General features: G+C 64.0%; 12 protein-coding genes, 1 other RNA gene and 2 pseudogenes. 8 read left to right on the forward strand and 7 right to left on the reverse strand.

Annotated elements, in window-relative coordinates; all coding sequences use genetic code 11:
- Nucleotides 1-194: 194 nt before the first annotated feature.
- Both KWO_RS17255 and KWO_RS17260 read right to left on the reverse strand, forming a co-directional pair.
- Nucleotides 195-2,155: pseudogene (locus KWO_RS17255) on the reverse strand (glycoside hydrolase family 84 protein).
- A gap of 627 nt (nt 2,156-2,782) precedes the next feature.
- On the reverse strand, nt 2,783-3,157 hold the full coding sequence (locus tag KWO_RS17260) for a P-II family nitrogen regulator (RefSeq protein WP_008574841.1): 375 nt from the start codon (nt 3,155-3,157) through the stop codon (nt 2,783-2,785).
- Between the two features lie 153 nt (nt 3,158-3,310).
- Between KWO_RS17260 and ubiK the strand changes: the two genes are divergently transcribed.
- The 3 genes from ubiK (at nt 3,311) to KWO_RS17275 (ending at nt 6,068) form a co-directional block, all read left to right on the forward strand.
- Nucleotides 3,311-3,589, forward strand: a complete 279-nt coding sequence (gene ubiK, locus KWO_RS17265) for a ubiquinone biosynthesis accessory factor UbiK (RefSeq protein WP_010374776.1) — start codon at nt 3,311-3,313, stop codon at nt 3,587-3,589.
- 16 nt (nt 3,590-3,605) lie between these two features.
- On the forward strand, nt 3,606-5,126 hold the full coding sequence (locus KWO_RS17270; protein WP_010379301.1) for a YifB family Mg chelatase-like AAA ATPase: 1,521 nt from the start codon (nt 3,606-3,608) through the stop codon (nt 5,124-5,126).
- A gap of 432 nt (nt 5,127-5,558) precedes the next feature.
- Nucleotides 5,559-6,068 carry a lipocalin family protein gene (locus KWO_RS17275; RefSeq protein ID WP_026113205.1) on the forward strand — a complete coding sequence of 170 codons (510 nt, stop codon included), beginning with the start codon at nt 5,559-5,561 and terminating at the stop codon, nt 6,066-6,068.
- A gap of 162 nt (nt 6,069-6,230) precedes the next feature.
- Here the strand turns inward: KWO_RS17275 and KWO_RS17280 are convergent, their stop codons facing one another.
- Entirely contained in the window at nt 6,231-6,407 is a 177-nt protein-coding gene (locus KWO_RS17280; protein WP_010374782.1) for a hypothetical protein, read from the reverse strand.
- A 383-nt stretch (nt 6,408-6,790) separates the two neighbouring features.
- Between KWO_RS17280 and KWO_RS17285 the strand changes: the two genes are divergently transcribed.
- Nucleotides 6,791-8,353, forward strand: a complete 1,563-nt coding sequence (locus KWO_RS17285; RefSeq protein WP_010374785.1) for an EAL domain-containing protein — start codon at nt 6,791-6,793, stop codon at nt 8,351-8,353.
- A 65-nt stretch (nt 8,354-8,418) separates the two neighbouring features.
- Here KWO_RS17285 and KWO_RS17290 read toward each other — a convergent pair whose 3' ends face one another.
- Together KWO_RS17290 and KWO_RS17295 are read right to left on the reverse strand one after the other, a co-directional pair.
- On the reverse strand, nt 8,419-9,540 hold the full coding sequence (locus KWO_RS17290; protein ID WP_010374787.1) for a fatty acid desaturase family protein: 1,122 nt from the start codon (nt 9,538-9,540) through the stop codon (nt 8,419-8,421).
- Between the two features lie 9 nt (nt 9,541-9,549).
- Nucleotides 9,550-10,626 carry a ferredoxin reductase gene (locus KWO_RS17295; protein ID WP_010374790.1) on the reverse strand — a complete coding sequence of 359 codons (1,077 nt, stop codon included), beginning with the start codon at nt 10,624-10,626 and terminating at the stop codon, nt 9,550-9,552.
- 92 nt (nt 10,627-10,718) lie between these two features.
- Here KWO_RS17295 and fabR point away from each other — a divergent pair, with 92 nt between their 5' ends.
- On the forward strand, nt 10,719-11,366 hold the full coding sequence (gene fabR / locus KWO_RS17300) for an HTH-type transcriptional repressor FabR (RefSeq protein WP_010374793.1): 648 nt from the start codon (nt 10,719-10,721) through the stop codon (nt 11,364-11,366).
- A 167-nt stretch (nt 11,367-11,533) separates the two neighbouring features.
- On the opposite strand, the gene KWO_RS22640 is transcribed toward fabR, so the two are convergent.
- On the reverse strand, nt 11,534-11,830 hold the full coding sequence (locus KWO_RS22640; RefSeq protein WP_162471419.1) for a hypothetical protein: 297 nt from the start codon (nt 11,828-11,830) through the stop codon (nt 11,534-11,536).
- Nucleotides 11,831-12,637: 807 nt separating this feature from the next.
- Nucleotides 12,638-12,714, reverse strand: a non-coding RNA gene (locus KWO_RS17310) — sX9 sRNA.
- A gap of 75 nt (nt 12,715-12,789) precedes the next feature.
- On the opposite strand from KWO_RS17310, the pseudogene KWO_RS17315 reads away from it, so the two are divergent.
- The 3 genes and pseudogenes from KWO_RS17315 to KWO_RS17325 all read left to right on the forward strand — a co-directional run bounded on the left by KWO_RS17315 (nt 12,790) and on the right by KWO_RS17325 (nt 16,196).
- A pseudogene (locus KWO_RS17315) lies at nt 12,790-13,913 on the forward strand (slipin family protein).
- A 54-nt stretch (nt 13,914-13,967) separates the two neighbouring features.
- Nucleotides 13,968-15,188 carry an RtcB family protein gene (locus tag KWO_RS17320; protein WP_010379298.1) on the forward strand — a complete coding sequence of 407 codons (1,221 nt, stop codon included), beginning with the start codon at nt 13,968-13,970 and terminating at the stop codon, nt 15,186-15,188.
- Between the two features lie 207 nt (nt 15,189-15,395).
- Entirely contained in the window at nt 15,396-16,196 is an 801-nt protein-coding gene (locus KWO_RS17325; protein ID WP_010379296.1) for a hypothetical protein, read from the forward strand.
- The last annotated feature ends 233 nt before the right edge of the window (nt 16,197-16,429 follow it).

Below are 16,429 nucleotides of genomic sequence, written 5' to 3' on the forward strand. Positions count from 1 at the left end.
GGTGGCTGAGCACGTTGTGTCATGCCATCCGCTGCGCTGATTGCGTCAGTTTCATTTGCAGAGCGGAACATGCTTATAAGCGTTCTATCCCATGCCACCTGCTGCGATGCAGATGGCAATAGCGCTCCGGTGTTTGCATGCACAGCCACGCGCACAGTCACCCATGCGCGTCGCTGTGCTTCTGCGCTAAGCCATCACTTTGCAGCTGCCGACTCGGCGACTGCCGGCACGCGGTAAGCAATCAAGCGCGGTGCCTGCGCGATGAAGCGGTCGAGCACGCCGTCGGCGATCTTGACCGGGCCACCGAAGCGCGTGGCGCCGGGAATGGATGGAACCGAAGCAGCTGTGGCGGCAAGCGCAGCCGCCTCGGCAAACAACGCCGGTGTCTGCGTGTCGCCGCGATTGCCCGCATCCAGCCCGGCTGCCGTCTTCTGCAGCGCGCGGCCCCAGCCTTCCATCGCGGTCAGCCAGGGACGCGATTGCTCGGCAAAGCCCTTGTCGGCAACGCCATCGCGAATGATCTGCGGCGCGGCAGCCAACTCGTCGGCAGTGCGCACCAATTCGGTAATCGCCTGGGTGCGCGCTGCCGCATCGCCCAGTGCGATCGCTTCGCGCACATGATCAAGCACCGCCTTCAGACGTGGCGCCTGTTCCTGCCACGGCTGGCTGCCGAAGGTTGGTGCCAGGTGCTGGGTATCGAAGAAGGTCAGCAATGCCGCCGTGACACGTGCATCGCCGCCGGCCAGATCGCGCGCTGCCGCATGCCAGGTGCGTTGCGCGTCGTAGTCTTTGTCGTTCCAGGCGAACGCGGTCAGTCCCATCACCGCGACGCGGCTGGGTACTTCCTGATTCATCGGGTTGGAGACAATGCCGGACAATTCGGCCGACAGGCCGGCCTCGCGCCGCGCATACGGCGCCATCAGCAAGCGCCCGGCCGAGGTTTCGAAATCGTTGACCGGGTAGTTGTCCCACAACAGCGTCTTGCGGCCGAATGCCTTGGTGGCAGCGCGCGCATCGGGGATGGAAATGGCCGGCGGCACCACGTCGGTACCGGTCCACTGCACCACGATCCTCGGGTCCAGATGCTTGCGCAACGCTTCCTTGTAAGGGCTCTCTTTGGCGTCGTAGTACTCGGTCGGCACCATGATCAATTCCGACGTTGCATCGTGCCGCGCAACCAGATCGGCCTGCACCAGATTGAGCAGATGCGACTGCGCGATACCGGCTGCCTGCGCGCCGGACTCACCAAAGGTGGTCTTGTCGCGCTCGCAATTCCACTTGGTGTATTCGATATCGTCCAGCGCCACGTAGAAACTGCGCACGCCCAGCGCGCGGAACGCATCGAACTTGCGTAGCAGCGCCTTGGCATCGGCCGGATCGGAGAAGCACACCGTGGGGCCGGGCGAAATCGCATAGACGAAATCGACGTGATTACGCTTGGCGGTGGCGGCCAACTGACCTAGCGCCTTCAAGGTCGCCTTCGGATACGGTTCGCGCCAGCGATCACGCGCGTAGGGGTCGTCCTTCGGGCTGTAGATAAAGGTGTTGGCCTTGGTGCGGGCGAGGAAATCGATGTGCTTGCTGCGGTCGCTCATCGACCACGGCGCGCCGTAGAAGCCTTCGATCGTGCCGCGAATCGGCATGGCCGGGTAATCCTGGATCGTCAGCGTCGGGATAGCCGGCCGCTCGACCAGCTGCCGCAGCGTCTGCGCCGCATGGAACAGGCCATCGTCGTCGTGACCCGCCAGCGTGATCAGGCTGCCGCGATCGAGCGCAACGCTGGCCAGCGTGTAGCCCTCCTTGTGGGTGTCCTGCACGGCCTTGCTGCGCGTGAGCGCATCGCGCACCACAGCCGCATCGCCGGTACCGAGCACGATGTGCGGGCGGTCCAGCGTGGCAGGCAAGCGCGTGGCGGTGGAAATCTTGCTGACACCGGCGCGACGGTGGCCTTGTCCGCGCCAGGCGCGACCACCAGCACTACCGAGCGGCCCAGCGCGATGGTCGCGCCGTCCAGCGTGATCGATACCGGCGTCGGATAGATCGCTGGCTGGACCACAGGCTCGGTCACCGACTGCGCTAACGCCGGGGCGGCCATGCCCAGCGCCACCAATACCGAAAGCAGGCGCACGCCCGGCTTGCTGTTGCGTCGCTTCATATCGAACTCCGGTATTGGAATGGTATTACGCCCTAGAGTAGGCAAGTCGCGTGGCGGCGACAAGCGCGGCCGCATCTGCGTGCGGGCACGGCTTTCTTTGGGGCCTTTCCCAGCGCCGGCTCACGCCCTGGCATTGATCGGAACGGATCCGTCCGCAAGATGTTGCGGTATTGAAATGGTATGAGCTTCATTGGCGAGGATTGGCCAACATGCACAGTAACTTGGCGCATGCACGCGTCCAGCAGTGGGTTAGCCCGTCAGCCGCAGCCGTCAACAGCGTGGACCAGGGTGCAATCGGAGCACGGCATGGCCACGTCACGCTGCCAGCGCTGCCGGCAGCGCGTCGCTGCCAACATCCTTGCCTCGATCAACAGCACACGTGGTGGTCAGCGCAATGGCGCAAACACGCACACATAAAACGCATTACCGCTTGCATTCCCGCACCACTGTCAACGCACGGATGCCCCGGCCAAGGGCAGCTAACAAAACGATCGCGCTCACCCCCAAACGGGAACAGCCGGGGGCTCGGCATCGGTATGTGCCAGACGCGTGCGGTGCGTTCCCTACGTGCGGCCCACTCACCCAACCATGCTCGCTGGGTTTTGTTTGCCGCTCTCAGCAGCAGACCTACAGCGCATCGCTATCCAGCTCGCCGGTGCGGATGCGCACCACCGTGCCCAGGTCGTACACGAACACCTTGCCGTCGCCGATCTTGCCGGTGCCGGCCGCCGCGACGATCGCCTCGACCACGCGCTCGGCCTGGTCGTCGGTCACCGCCACTTCGATCTTCACCTTGGGCAGGAAATCGACCACGTATTCGGCGCCGCGATACAGCTCGGTGTGGCCCTTCTGGCGTCCGAAGCCCTTGACCTCGGTCACCGTAATGCCCGCCACCCCGCAGCCGGCGAGCGCTTCGCGCACATCGTCGAGCTTGAACGGTTTGACGATGGCCATGATCATTTTCATCGGTGCAGGTCCCAGGGCATGACGGCCGCGCAGCATACCGTGGACGGGGGCAACACTCATCCCACCGCGCGCTGCCGTCAGCGCGGACGACAGCCGAATGGGACTATCCTTACCTTCTGCCGACTGCCTTGCCGATGTCCCGCGTGTCCCGGCCTGCACTAGGCTTCCTACGGACCTGCGGAGAACACCATGATCGATTTCAATCAGCTCGACGACCTTGCCCGCCGCCTCAGCGACCTGGTACCGCCGGGCCTGCGCCAATCGCGCGAAGAACTGCAGAGCACCTTCAAGGGCGCGCTGCAGGCAGGGCTGGGCAAGCTGGACCTGGTCACCCGTGAAGAGTTCGACGTGCAGCGCGCGGTATTGCTGCGCACCCGCGAAAAACTCGACGCGCTTGAGCAGACCGTCGCCGCCATGGAAGCGAGCGCGCCCGGCACGCCGCCCGCTGCACCGCCCACCACCCCCTGAGTCAAGGCCACCCACGATGAGTCTGGCGCTGGTGCACAGCCGTGCCCGCGTGGGGGTGCATGCGCCTGAGGTTCGGGTGGAAGTGCATCTCTCCGGCGGTCTTCCCTCCACACAGATCGTGGGCCTGCCCGAAGCGGCAGTGCGCGAATCGCGCGAGCGTGTACGCGCTGCCCTGCTGTGCGCACAGTTCGAATTCCCCGCCCGGCGCATCACCATCAACCTGGCACCGGCCGATTTACCGAAAGAAGGCGGCCGGTTCGATTTGCCGATCGCGCTCGGCATCCTGGCTGCCAGCGGGCAGATCGACCGCCAGGCCCTGGCCGATTACGAATTCCTCGGCGAGCTTGCGCTCACCGGCGAACTGCGCGGTGTCGACGGCGTGCTGCCCGCTGCGCTGGCGGCCGCGCAGGCCGGGCGACGGCTGATTGTGCCACTGGCCAATGGTGCCGAAGCGGCGATTGCCGGGCAAGTGGAAGCCTTCACTGCGCGCACCCTGCTGGAAGTCTGCGCCACGCTCAATGGCAGCCAGAAAGCACCTGCCGCCCAGCTGGCCATGCAGGCGCTCGGCGCACGCGCCCTGCCCGACATGGCCGATGTGCGCGGGCAACCGCACGCCCGCCGCGCGCTGGAGATCGCCGCCGCCGGTGGACATCATCTCCTTCTGGTCGGCAGCCCCGGCTGCGGCAAGACCCTGCTGGCCTCGCGCCTGCCCGGTCTGTTGCCAGAAGCCAGCGAAGCCGAAGCGCTGGAAACCGCCGCCATTACCTCGATCAGCGGCCGTGGCCTGGATCTGGCCCGCTGGCGGCAACGGCCGTACCGGGCTCCGCACCACACTGCCAGCGCAGTTGCGCTGGTGGGCGGTGGCACGCATCCGCGCCCTGGCGAGATCTCGCTGGCCCACAACGGCGTACTGTTCCTGGACGAATTGCCCGAGTGGCAACGGCAAACTCTCGAAGTGCTACGCGAACCCTTGGAATCTGGTCTGGTCACGATCTCACGGGCGGCGCGCAGCGTGGATTTCCCGGCACGCTTCCAACTGGTCGCAGCCATGAACCCGTGCCCCTGCGGCTGGGCGGGCGATGGCAGTGGGCGCTGCCGCTGCAGCAGCGACAGCATCCGCCGCTACCGCAGCCGTATCTCCGGCCCGTTGCTGGACCGCATCGATCTGCATGTCGAAGTGCCACGCCTACCACCGCAAGCACTGCGTAGCGGCAACCTCGGCGAGGACAGCGCCAGCGTGCGTGGACGCGTGGTCGCCGCGCGGCAGCAACAACTTGCGCGCGGAGCGCTGCCCAATGCGCAACTGGATCAGCCCGACACCGATCGCCATTGCCGTCTGCAGCACGACGATCAGTTGTTGTTAGAGCGTGCCATCGAACACCTGCAGCTGTCTGCACGCTCGATGCATCGCATCCTGCGCGTGGCACGCACCATCGCCGATCTCGACGACAGCGCGGACATCGCCACGCGGCATCTCACCGAAGCCATCGGCTATCGCAAACTAGATCGCGCACTAAGTGCTGCCAGCGCGGCGTAGCGTGTTTGGCCGGGCACTCCGGGGCATGTGATTCGGACGCCACGGCCGCTGAGGTCAGCATGGCCTTTATGAATAAGGCATACCACATGGCCGGCACCAAGGAATGGCACCACTGCGCCGTACGGTTTAAGGCTACGTAACGGCTGCTGCCAACGGCGACACGGGCACACCCATCTGCAAATGCAGCACGTGCGCATTGTTAGGGCACTACGTATATCTTCAGGATGGTACGTAATGTGCCGCCGCTACGGCATTTCCCTGGCCCGGCAAATGCGCGGAAACATTCTGGCCAATGGCAGCAACAGCCCGAAGCGCAGCGCACGCAGCACCAATACGCTCGCAACCGTGGCCGCACCCGCTCGCCCGTATACCAACATGTATTTCATGGCGGTGCACGTACAACAGGCGCCATTCCATTATGCAGAGGCCCGCATGAGCCACCATCCCGAACTCACCACTGTCCCGGCGCTGGATCTGAATCGCTATCTGGGCACGTGGTACGAAATCGCTCGCCTGCCGATCCGCTTCGAGGATGAGGATTGCACCGATGTGTCGGCGCATTACACCCTGGAAGACGACGGCAGTGTGCGCGTGCAGAACCGTTGCCTCACCGCGGAAGGCGAGCTGGAAGAAGCGATCGGCCAGGCGCGCACCATCGACGACACACACAGCCGGCTAGAGGTGACCTTCTTGCCCGAGGCCCTGCGCTGGATCCCTTTCACCAAGGGCGATTACTGGGTGATGCGCATCGACCCCGACTATACCGCCGCACTGGTCGGCAGCCCTGATCGCAAGTACCTGTGGCTGCTGGCACGGTTGCCGCAGCTGGACGAAAACATTGCGCAGGCCTATCTGGCGCACGCACGCGAACAAGGCTTCGACCTGGCACCGCTGATCCACACTCCGCACACCGGGCGACTGACCGAGCAACCGCTTCCGTAGTCAGGGAGCCGTCCTCGGGGCGCGGGACGCGGCCTTGAGCGTCTCAACCGACACATCCCGTATGACCCCGCCCACTGGCTTGATCGCCATGCACAAGACAAGCGATCAAGCGCACGAACACAGTGGGTCGACCAGCATGCCGCCGGCACATGGCCTCCGCGGTCAGCCGTTGAGCGTGCCCAGATCCTTGGCAGCCGCCTGGGCACCTTCCAGGCTGTCGAAGGCCACGCCGGTGTCACCGACCACGTACTTGGTCAGTTCGCCATCGCGTGTGGTTTCCTGCATCTTGAAAATCGGCACTGCGTCAGTGCCGCCGACGCGTTCTTTCTGCGTTGTCATGGGTGATTCCTCCAGTGAAAGCGCCTTGCATGGGACCGGATTGTCCCGCTGCTCCCCTCCGGGAGCGCAGACCACCCGACCCTAACGCGGCATCGTGTGGAGGCACGTGAATCCGCAAGCGACCCCGACTGCCATGATGCGGCGCAGGACGATCGACAAAAATCACGGCGGCTTCGCTCCACAAACGCGCGCAATCCACGCGTGTGTCGTACATTCGCGACGTGCAGCCTCATCAGTCCATGCCGTGTGTCACCAATCGCTGCGCGCGACGCGTTCGCCTGCACTCCGGCGAGCCTGTGTCGGCCAGTCGCTACCGCGCGCATTGCGCGCATCGCCTCAGAGGCCGTGCGTGAACCGGCCGCACCGTCGATGCGGGTGGTGAGGTGAAACGCCAACGCATCATCAATGTGACCGTGCTGCTGGTGTTGCTCTGCGCAACACTTCCGGTCGGGCTGTCCTACTACCTAGCCTGGCGGCTGGCGTTGGCGCGCGAAGAGGGCAGGCTGAGCCAGCTGGCTGCGCTGTCGATCCGGCGCACCGAAACCGCCTTCGACGAGGCACATGGTGCGTTGCTGAGCATGGCCGGCTCGCGGCTGCCGTCGTGCTCGCCCGCGCATCTGGCGCAGATGCGCGCACTGGTGCTGACCAGCCGCTACATCGTTGAGCTGGGGCGTTTTCAACAGGGTCGTCTTAGCTGTACCTCATGGGGCCAACTGCGCAACAGCATTCCGCAGACCAAGGCCGACTTCGTGGTCAAGCGCGGCATCGCGGTGACCACGCGGCTGCTGCCGTTAGCCAATCCGCAACGTCCGCTGATGGCCCTGCAACTGGGCGACTACAACGTCCTGATCAACCCAGACACGCTGGCCGACATCAATATTCCGCCTGGTCTGCAGCTGGCGATCGGCACCCCGGAGGGGCAGCTTCTCAGCAGCACCGGAACCGCCGCCGAACAACTGCTGATCGGGGCAACCGCGGAACGCGCGCCGGACGACCGCGCGCTGTCGCAGGTGCTGTTCGGACGCGACCGCCGTGGCGACTGGACGGCGGTGGTCACAGAACCGGTGCCCTATCTGCGCGGACCGCTGGCGGCGGCACGGTTGCAGCTAGTGCCCGTGGGCATCGCGGTGGCGCTGCTGCTGGTCGGTGCCGTGCTTTTGGTCTCGCGGCGGCGGCTGTCGCCGCTGGCGCGGCTGGAAATCGCAGTGCAGCGTCGCGAATTCATCGTTCACTACCAGCCGATCATCGGGCTCGACAGTGGCGCCTGCGTCGGCGCCGAAGCCTTGGTGCGCTGGCAGCAACCCGACGGCGTGCTGGTGCCGCCGGATGCCTTCATTCCACTGGCCGAAGAAAGCGGCCTGATCCTGCCGATCACCGACCTGGTGGTGGCCGAAGTCATCCGCGAACTCGGCACCACCCTGGCTGCCGATCCGGCGCTGCACGTGGCCATCAATGTCTGCGCCCAAGACATCAAAAGCGGCCGCGTGCAGAGCGTGCTGGCGCAAGCGTTGCGTGGCACCGGCGTTAACAGCGGCCAGCTGTGGGTGGAGGCGACCGAACGCAGCCTGATGGACATCGACGCGGCACGCACCACCATTACCCATCTGCGTGGCGCTGGCCACACGGTGTCGATCGACGACTTCGGCACCGGCTACTCGAGCCTGCAGTATCTGCAAGGTCTGCCGCTGGATGCGTTGAAGATCGATAAGTCGTTCGTGGATACCATCGGCACCCATTCGGCCACCAGCGCAGTGACCGCGCATATCATCGAAATGGCCAAGACGCTGCGGCTGCGCACCATCGCCGAAGGCGTCGAGCGGCAAGAACAGCTCGATTATCTGCGCGCTCATGGCGTGGACCTGGCGCAGGGCTGGTTATTCTCGCATGCATTGCCTGCCACCGGTTTTATCGCCTATCACGCACAGGCACGCAGCACGGCGCATTGACCGCAGCAACAAAAAAGGCCGCCAGTGGCGGCCTTTTGATGTCGATCACGCGTTGCGCAATCCGATTACGCGCTCTGCAATGCACCGCTGCTCTGGCGCGCCGGCTTGGGCCGGCTCGGGAAGGCATGACGCACGATCCGCCACATCACCTGGCCGAACTGCCGCGGCAGCGAGCCGGTGTTGTAGTGCTGACCGTAGCGCGCACAGACCTGCTTCACTTCAACTGCGATCTGCGCATAACGATTGGCAGGCAGGTCCGGGTAAAAGTGATGCTCGATCTGGTGGCTCAGATTGCCCGACAGCACATTCATCAGCTTGCCACCGGTGAGGTTCGACGAACCGCGCAACTGACGCAGATACCAATGACCACGCGACTCGTTGCGGATGGATTCCTTTGGAAACACTTCCGCATCGGCAGTGAAGTGGCCGCAAAAGATGATCACGAACGTCCAGATGCTGCGCAGCACGTTGGCGGCCAGATTGCCCAGCAGCACGGTCAGGAAAAACGGGCCGGCCAGCAGCGGAAACACGACGTAGTCCTTGAGCATCTGGCGGCCCATCTTGCGGCCGACCGGCAGGAACAAAGCGCGCAATTCGGCTGTCTTCATCTTGCCCGCGAACCAACGGCCCAGACGCAAGTCCTGGATCGCTACACCCCATTCGAACAGCAGCGCGAACACCACTGCAATAAAGGGCTGCAGCAGGTAGAACGGGCGCCAGCGCTGTTCCGGGAAGATGCGCAGCAGGCCGTAGCCGATGTCATCGTCCATCCCACGCACATTGGTGTAGGTGTGGTGCTTGAAGTTGTGCGTCTTGCGCCAGTTGTCGCCGGTGGCAACGATGTCCCACTCGTAGGTGTTGCCGTTGAGCTGCGGGTCGCCCATCCAATCGTACTGGCCGTGCATGACGTTGTGGCCCAGCTCCATGTTCTCCAGGATCTTGGACAACGTCAGCAGCACCACACCGGCGATCCATGCCGGAATCAGCACGCTGTGGACGAATGCGCCCACTAACAGCAGCGCACGACCAGCAACGCCGGTCCAGCGCACGGCAGCCACGATGCGGCGGATGTAACGCGCATCGTCGGCGCCCACCTGGCGCTGCACGCGGGCGCGGATGGCATCGAGTTCGTCGCCGAAAGACTGCAGCTCGCCAGCGGACAAAGCACGGTTATGGACTCGGCTCATGAAGATTCCTTACAGATCCAGGATCAGGTCAGTGCTCGGGGCACTGATGCACAGCCGGACCTGTGCGGTGGGTTCGTTGCTGCGCTCACCGGTGAGCAGGTGGCGCGTGGTACCGGACTGGCGCGCGCAGGCGCAGGTGTTGCAAATGCCCATGCGGCAGCCGTGTTTGGGCCGCAGGCCTTGCGCTTCCAGCCCTTCCAGCAGCGACTGGCCGCGCGGCAGGGTGAGCGTACGGCCGCTGCGTGACAGCTGGACCTGCACCTGCCCCGCTTCGCTTTCGTCCAGTGGCGGCACACTAAAGGCTTCGGCCTGAAATGCAGCCACGCGTCCTTGCAGGCGTTCGCGCGCGGCCTGCACAAAACCGCCCGGGCCGCAGACCATCACATGGCGCTGGTCCAGCGCGGCAATCTGATCCAGCGGATAGGTGTCGATGCGGGCGGCCGGTGTCTCACCTTCGCGGGTGGTCAGCAACTGCACGCGCAGGCGCGGATGCGCCGCGGCCAGCGCAGCGAATTCGTCCACAAAACAGGCTTCGTCGCGCTGGCGCACCCAGTACAGTAGGTCTACGTCCATCGGCATGCCGGCTTGCGCAGCGGCCTGCAGCAACGCGCGCATCGGCGTGATGCCCGAACCGGCGGCCAGCAACAGCAACGGCGTCGGGGTGGTCGGCAACAGCATGTCGCCGAACGCCGGCTCCAGCGACACCACCGTGCCCAGCGCCGCATCGTGCGCCAGGAAGCGGCTCACCAGACCGCCCTCGATCGCCTTGACGGCAATCGCCAGGCGGCCGTCGGCCAGCACGGTGGGGCTGTAGCTGCGCAGCAGACGGCGGCCCTCGATCTCCACGCCCAGGCTCACATGCTGGCCGGCCTGCAGGCCACGCCAATGGCCGTTGGGCTGCAAGACCAAGATCACCGCATCGCGGCTGGCCGGGCTGCGCTCGACCAGGCGCGCCATTGGCTGTTCCAGCGTCCACAACGGGTTGATCCGGGTTGCCCAGAAATCGAACAGCTGCGGTGACACCAGCCGGCGCGCCAGACGTGCCGGCAGCGGGGACTTGGGCTTGGGAGAAGATGCCAGGTTCATGGGTTGCACTATACGCATGCATGCACAGCCGTGTATACACTTGTATATTGCCAGAAGGGCTATGATTCAGGCCCACGCCCGGCTGCAGCCTCATGACCTCCATTGCCCTGCCTTCCCACGACGCGCCGCCGTCCCGCAAGCCAGCGATTTCACGGGAGGATCTCATTGCTGCCGCGCTGTCGTTGATCGGCCCGCACCGCAGCCTGTCTACGCTGAGCCTGCGCGAAGTGGCACGCGAGGCGGGCATCGCGCCGAACAGCTTCTACCGCCAGTTCCGCGATATGGACGAGCTCGCCGTGGCCTTGATCGACCTGGCCGGGCGTTCGCTGCGCACCATCATCGGCCAGGCGCGCCAGCGCGCGACCTCCACCGATCGCAGCGTCATCCGCGTCTCGGTCGAAGCCTTCATGGAACAGCTGCGTGCCGACGACAAGCTACTGCACGTGCTGCTGCGCGAAGGCGCGGTGGGCTCGGACGCCTTCAAGCAGGCTGTAGAGCGCGAGCTCAGCTATTTCGAAGACGAGCTGCGCGTGGACCTGATCCGCCTGGCAGCCGCCGACAACGCCAAGCTGCACGCACCCGCCCTGGTGTCCAAGGCGATCACCCGGCTGGTGTTTGCGATGGGCGCGGTGGCGATGGATTCTCCGCCGGAGAAAGATCCCGAGCTGATCGAGCAGATCTCACAGATGCTGCGCATGATCCTGACCGGCGCGCGCACCTTGGGCACGCACGGCGGCTGATTGCTCGCTTCGATAGTGGTGCGCGAGCGAGTTGTCGGGCGCGTGTGCGCATTGGCGGAGTTGGCTTAGCAAACAAGGCATTGCCAGACAGCGACGCGCTGCAGGTCACTGACATGGGTTACTGCATGGCCTGAAACCAGCGCATCGCCGGGCGACGATGCTTCTATTCATTCGCCGCAGCGCATCGCAGCCGCTGCATAAACTGCATTCTCTTTCGACTGCCCGAAAGATAATCCGAAAAATAATTGCATAAAGTGCTTGCGCAATGAAAAAGACGCGGGTAATGTTCGCGCCCTCAGCAGGCAGGCCTGCACTTTCACCGAATCACATTCATGCCCCTGCTCACTTCCGCCACATTCAATCGACTGCCCGGCGCACACCGCGCGGCATCGTTTGTGCGCACGAAGAAAGCAGCCGTGCGCATCACCCTCTTCGACTGATGTCCTGACAAGGAGATCGGTCACCCGATCTCCGAGGCAAGCGAACGCCCTCGGATGCTGCAGCCGGGGGCGTTTTCGTTATGCGTTGGCATCGACTCTGGTGGATGACCTTCCAGGCACCCGGGCATGGAGCGCCCGACAATATGGACGTTGCACGCGACGAGGCGCGAAAGCGCTGTACCCAGGTGCAGTGCACGGGTTGCGCGTCATGCACATAAAAAGATTGCCGCTCTAATAAGGCTGCAATTAGAAACATTATGGAAGATATTCAGCGGCCTGGAGTTTATCCCAGCTGGTGCGCGCGGCTGTGCTGTGGCGTATACCGAACTCTTTCTCATGTTTCTCGTTACGGTTATCGGCTCCTGGTGGAGCGGCGGCGAAGGCCATAGGCCTGGTTCGATTCCGGAATACTCAACACCGGATAGCTCAGTTGGGTAGAGCAACAGGTTTTTTAATCTGTCTGTCGCGCGTTCGAATCCCGCTCCATGCATGACCTTCTCGGTCATTCCTCGGGACGCAAGTCCCTTTACGGAAACGCCCATGCCGCAGGTCAACAGGCGAGCCGTCGCCTGACTGCAGCAGCGGCGCCCCTGCCGGACCCTTGCCCTGGACGCGCGTGCTGCGCGGTTCGCTGCCGCTACGCAAGACATCGCACCGCAGCAGTCACGCACATGCAGGCGCCAACAGCGCCTTGCGCCCCGCACGGCCGCCGTCACCGGCGTTTCCACCTTTTAACGCCGCGTTGCATCGGCACGCGTTTCGCCAGCAGTCCGATCCGGGCGGCGGGACGGCTGCATTCCCGGATCGGACCACCACAGCCAAACTAAAAGCGGCTGACAAAACGTAGCGAGCAGCCGTCAGGTGGGCGCGGACGGCGCGCTCAGAAGCGGAGTGTACGAGTGACATATGCCGATTCCGAGCACCGGCCACGCCCGCCGGGCGGCTGCGCAGTAGTTTTGTCAGCTGCTTTAAGGAGGAGTGCCATGTTCTGGACCAATAGGGTCGTGATCGGTGAAGGCGAGCGCGGCCTGGTGTATCGCAACCGTCGATTCGAGCGCGTGCTCGTCCCCGGTGTGAATCGCCTGTTCGATCCATTGGGTCGCACTGAAATGATTGTCCACGCCATCACCCAAGGCGCCTGTGTCGGCCGCGGCGCGGAGATGCTGATCCACACGCTCGGCAGCACTCTGCCGCAGCACTTCGTGCTGGCCGATATCGGCACCGCGCAGGTCGGCTTGTTGATTCGCAACGGCAAGCTCGACGACGTGCTGCCACCGGGCGCGCGCACGCTGTACTGGCGTGGCCCGGCGCCGATCGAGGTGCAAAGCCTGCCATTAGGCGATGGGCTGCAGGTGCCCACCGATGTGCAGCGCAGGCTGCATCAGCTCGGCACGCTGTCGCGGCTGGCGGTGTGTATGGACGTGCCCGCCGAGTCGCAAGGACGGTGTTCGTCGAAGGGAAGCTGGTTGCGCCGTTCGGACCGGGGGCGTGTGCGTTCTGGAATTTCCAGAAGAACATCGCCACCGAGGTGATCGATCTGCGTGTGCAGTCGGTCGAAGTGTCCGGGCAGGAACTGTTGACGCGCGACAAGGTGTCGTTGCGGGTCAACCTGGCCGCCAGCATGCGCGTCACCGATGCCGTGGCGATGCGCGCACGCGTGGACAAGGCCGGCGATTATCTGTACCGCGCGTTGCAGTACGGCCTGCGGCGCGCGGTCGCGTCCAAGACGCTGGACGAGTTGCTTGGCGACAAAGCCTCGCTGGATGCGGATATCTTCGGGTATGTGCGTGGCAGCGTAAGCGGCTTCGGCATCGAAGTGCTGGTCGCCGGCGTCAAGGACGTGATCCTGTCGGGCGAGATGCGCGAGATCCTCAACGCGGTGGTACAGGCGGAGAAGCAGGCGCAAGCCAACGTCATCCGCCGGGGCGAAGCGGCCAACGCCGCACATTCGTTGCTCAACACCGCCAAGCTGATCGAAGACAGCCCGGTGCTGATGCGTTTGAAGGAGTTGGAGGTGCTGGAAAAGGTCACCGAAAAGATCGACAAGCTCACCGTGTTCGGCGGCCTGGATGGCGTGCTGAAGCAATGGGTGACGATCAGGCAATAAAGGCTGCGCGTGGCAGAAGGATCTGCCACGCACTGCCGCAAAGGAATGACAACAATGAGTACTTCACAACACTTTGAATTTCTGCATGCCGAAGGCAGCACCCCGATCAAGGGCTGGGTGCGCGGCGTGCCACTGGAAGAGCAGGCGCATGCGCAGCTGCGCAATATTGCAGCAGTGCCGTTTGTCGGTCCGTGGGTCGCAGTGATGCCCGATGTGCATCTGGGTAAGGGTGCAACCGTGGGCTCGGTGATTCCGACCCGTGGCGCCATCATCCCGGCGGCGGTGGGCGTGGACATCGGCTGCGGCATGGCCGCGGTACGTACCACGCTGCGTGCCAACGACCTGCCCGACAACCTGGCGCAGTTGCGCTCCAGCATCGAGCGTAGCGTGCCGGTGGGCAACGGTCGTGGCGGCGAGCATCGCAAACTGCCGGACAGCATCGAAACCCGCATTGCGCAGTCGGGGTTGATGCAACGTCTGGACGCGATCAAGCAGCAGCACAAGCGCATCCGCACCGACAAGCTGGACTGCCAGATCGGCACGCTGGGCGGCGGCAATCACTTCATCGAGATCTGTCTGGACGAAACCGATGCAGTGTGGGTGATGCTGCACAGCGGTTCGCGTGGCACCGGCAACCTGATCGGCACCTACTTCATCGAGCGTGCGCGTGAGCAACTGGCGCATCGTGTGTTGGGCTTTCATCTGCCCGACAAGGACCTGGCCTTTTTCATGCAGGGTGAGCGCTTGTTCGACGAGTACGTCGAAGCGGTGTCGTGGGCGCAGGATTACGCCCGCGAAAATCGCGAGGCGATGATGGCGCGTGTGCTGGCTGAGATGCGTCATCGGTTGCCGAAGTTCCAGCTAGAAAAGTTGACAGTCAATTGCCACCACAACTATGTGCAGAAGGAGACGCACGCTGGCGAGGAATTGTTGATCACGCGTAAGGGCGCGGTGAGCGCACGGGCCGATGAGCTGGGTATCATTCCCGGCAGCATGGGCACACGCAGCTACATCGTGCGCGGGCTGGGCAACGCCGACAGTTTCCATAGCTGTAGCCACGGCGCAGGGCGGGTGATGAGCAGAACAGCTGCACGTGCGCAGATCACGCTGGCGCAGCACCGCGAAGCCACCGCACATGTGGAATGCCGTAAGGATGCAGCAGTGATCGACGAGTCGCCTTCGGCGTACAAGTCGATCGATGCGGTAATGGCCGCGCAGCAGGATCTGGTCGAAGTGCTGCACACCTTGCGCCAGGTGGTGTGTATCAAGGGGTAGAAAAGGGCCCGCACGAGCAACTTTTTTTGGTTGCAGGCACCTTGCGCGCGCGAGCCAGCAACCTGATCCGCAGCGCGATGCACAATTCAGTCATGTCGCGATGGCACTCACATCAAAGCACGCACGTTTCACTCTTTCGACGCCATCGTTGCGCCTCGTTCGCGACCCGATCTACAGGGCGCATCCATCAGATCATCCGGAGGCGATATGAGCAATCTCGGCAACCAGGAACGCAAAGAAGAAGCAAAGGATTTGAACCGCGACCCGATCTCCGGTGCACCCGGTGCGCATCCGGTTGGCGTGGGTGTTGGTGGCATCGCCGGTGGTGCAGCAGCAGGCGCGCTCGCAGGCACGGTCTTCGGCCCGCTCGGTACCTTGATCGGTGCGGCAGCCGGTGTGGTCGCTGGCGCAGCAGCAGGCAAGGGCGTGGCCGAGCGTCTCGACCCGACCGTAGAAACCGAATACTGGCGCCAGGAGCATCGCAACCGTCCTTACTACAAGGAAGGCACCGACTACGACCGCGACTATGCCACCGTCTATGGATTCGGTTTGCAGGCACGCGAAACCCGCCCCACCAGCACCTGGGAAGAAACCGAAGCCACACTGGCTGGCGAATGGCCGCGTAACCGCGGCGAATCGCGCCTGGAATGGGAAGAGGCCTGTCTTGCTGCACGCGACGCGTGGGACCGTGCAGATCGCACCCACACTGTCTACCGCGACAACGACACACATTACGAAGGCCGCTTCGACAGCGCCAGCTACCGCGATGCCGAATATTCCTATGACGACTATCGCCCGGCCTATCGCTACGGCATGCAGGCGCGCCAGCAGCACGCCGGCCGCCAGTGGGACGACCATCTGGAGCGCGATCTGGGCGATGGCTGGGACCGCTTCAAGGCCAATTCGCGCCTGAGCTGGGAAAAAGCCAAACACGCAGTGCGTGAAGCGTTCGATTCTGAGAATCATGATGCAGCGGCACGTCGCAACCCGACCGACCCGCGCGTTTAAGGGCTCGTCGCCGCATGGCAGAAAGTGCCGTTGTAAACGTAATACGGTGAATCAGAACGGGCCCGCTTGGGCCCGTTCTGCGTTGTGGAGGCACGTCGAACAGTTTATTCGCCAGCATCCAGAGCGCATCTGTGCCGGCACGCATTTCGGCAATCAACTCCACAAGGCCTTCGATGCGCGCACTGCGCATCCATCACGCCGAAAAGGCGCCGCATGCGCGCCACCGTCCCTCT

It is taken from the genome of Xanthomonas vasicola pv. musacearum NCPPB 4379, from assembly GCF_000277895.2.
Taxonomy (GTDB): domain Bacteria; phylum Pseudomonadota; class Gammaproteobacteria; order Xanthomonadales; family Xanthomonadaceae; genus Xanthomonas; species Xanthomonas vasicola.

What these genes read in the sequence shown, in the direction of transcription:
- KWO_RS17260 (WP_008574841.1), bottom strand. Translation starts at nt 3,157, where the DNA reads ATGCTGCGCGGCCGTCATGCCCTGGGACCTGCACCGATGAAAATGATC.
- ubiK (WP_010374776.1), top strand. Translation starts at nt 3,311, where the DNA reads ATGATCGATTTCAATCAGCTCGACGACCTTGCCCGCCGCCTCAGCGAC.
- KWO_RS17270 (WP_010379301.1), top strand. Translation starts at nt 3,606, where the DNA reads ATGAGTCTGGCGCTGGTGCACAGCCGTGCCCGCGTGGGGGTGCATGCG.
- KWO_RS17275 (WP_026113205.1), top strand. Translation starts at nt 5,559, where the DNA reads ATGAGCCACCATCCCGAACTCACCACTGTCCCGGCGCTGGATCTGAAT.
- KWO_RS17280 (WP_010374782.1), bottom strand. Translation starts at nt 6,407, where the DNA reads ATGACAACGCAGAAAGAACGCGTCGGCGGCACTGACGCAGTGCCGATT.
- KWO_RS17290 (WP_010374787.1), bottom strand. Translation starts at nt 9,540, where the DNA reads ATGAGCCGAGTCCATAACCGTGCTTTGTCCGCTGGCGAGCTGCAGTCT.
- KWO_RS17295 (WP_010374790.1), bottom strand. Translation starts at nt 10,626, where the DNA reads ATGAACCTGGCATCTTCTCCCAAGCCCAAGTCCCCGCTGCCGGCACGT.
- fabR (WP_010374793.1), top strand. Translation starts at nt 10,719, where the DNA reads ATGACCTCCATTGCCCTGCCTTCCCACGACGCGCCGCCGTCCCGCAAG.
- KWO_RS17320 (WP_010379298.1), top strand. Translation starts at nt 13,968, where the DNA reads ATGAGTACTTCACAACACTTTGAATTTCTGCATGCCGAAGGCAGCACC.
- KWO_RS17325 (WP_010379296.1), top strand. Translation starts at nt 15,396, where the DNA reads ATGAGCAATCTCGGCAACCAGGAACGCAAAGAAGAAGCAAAGGATTTG.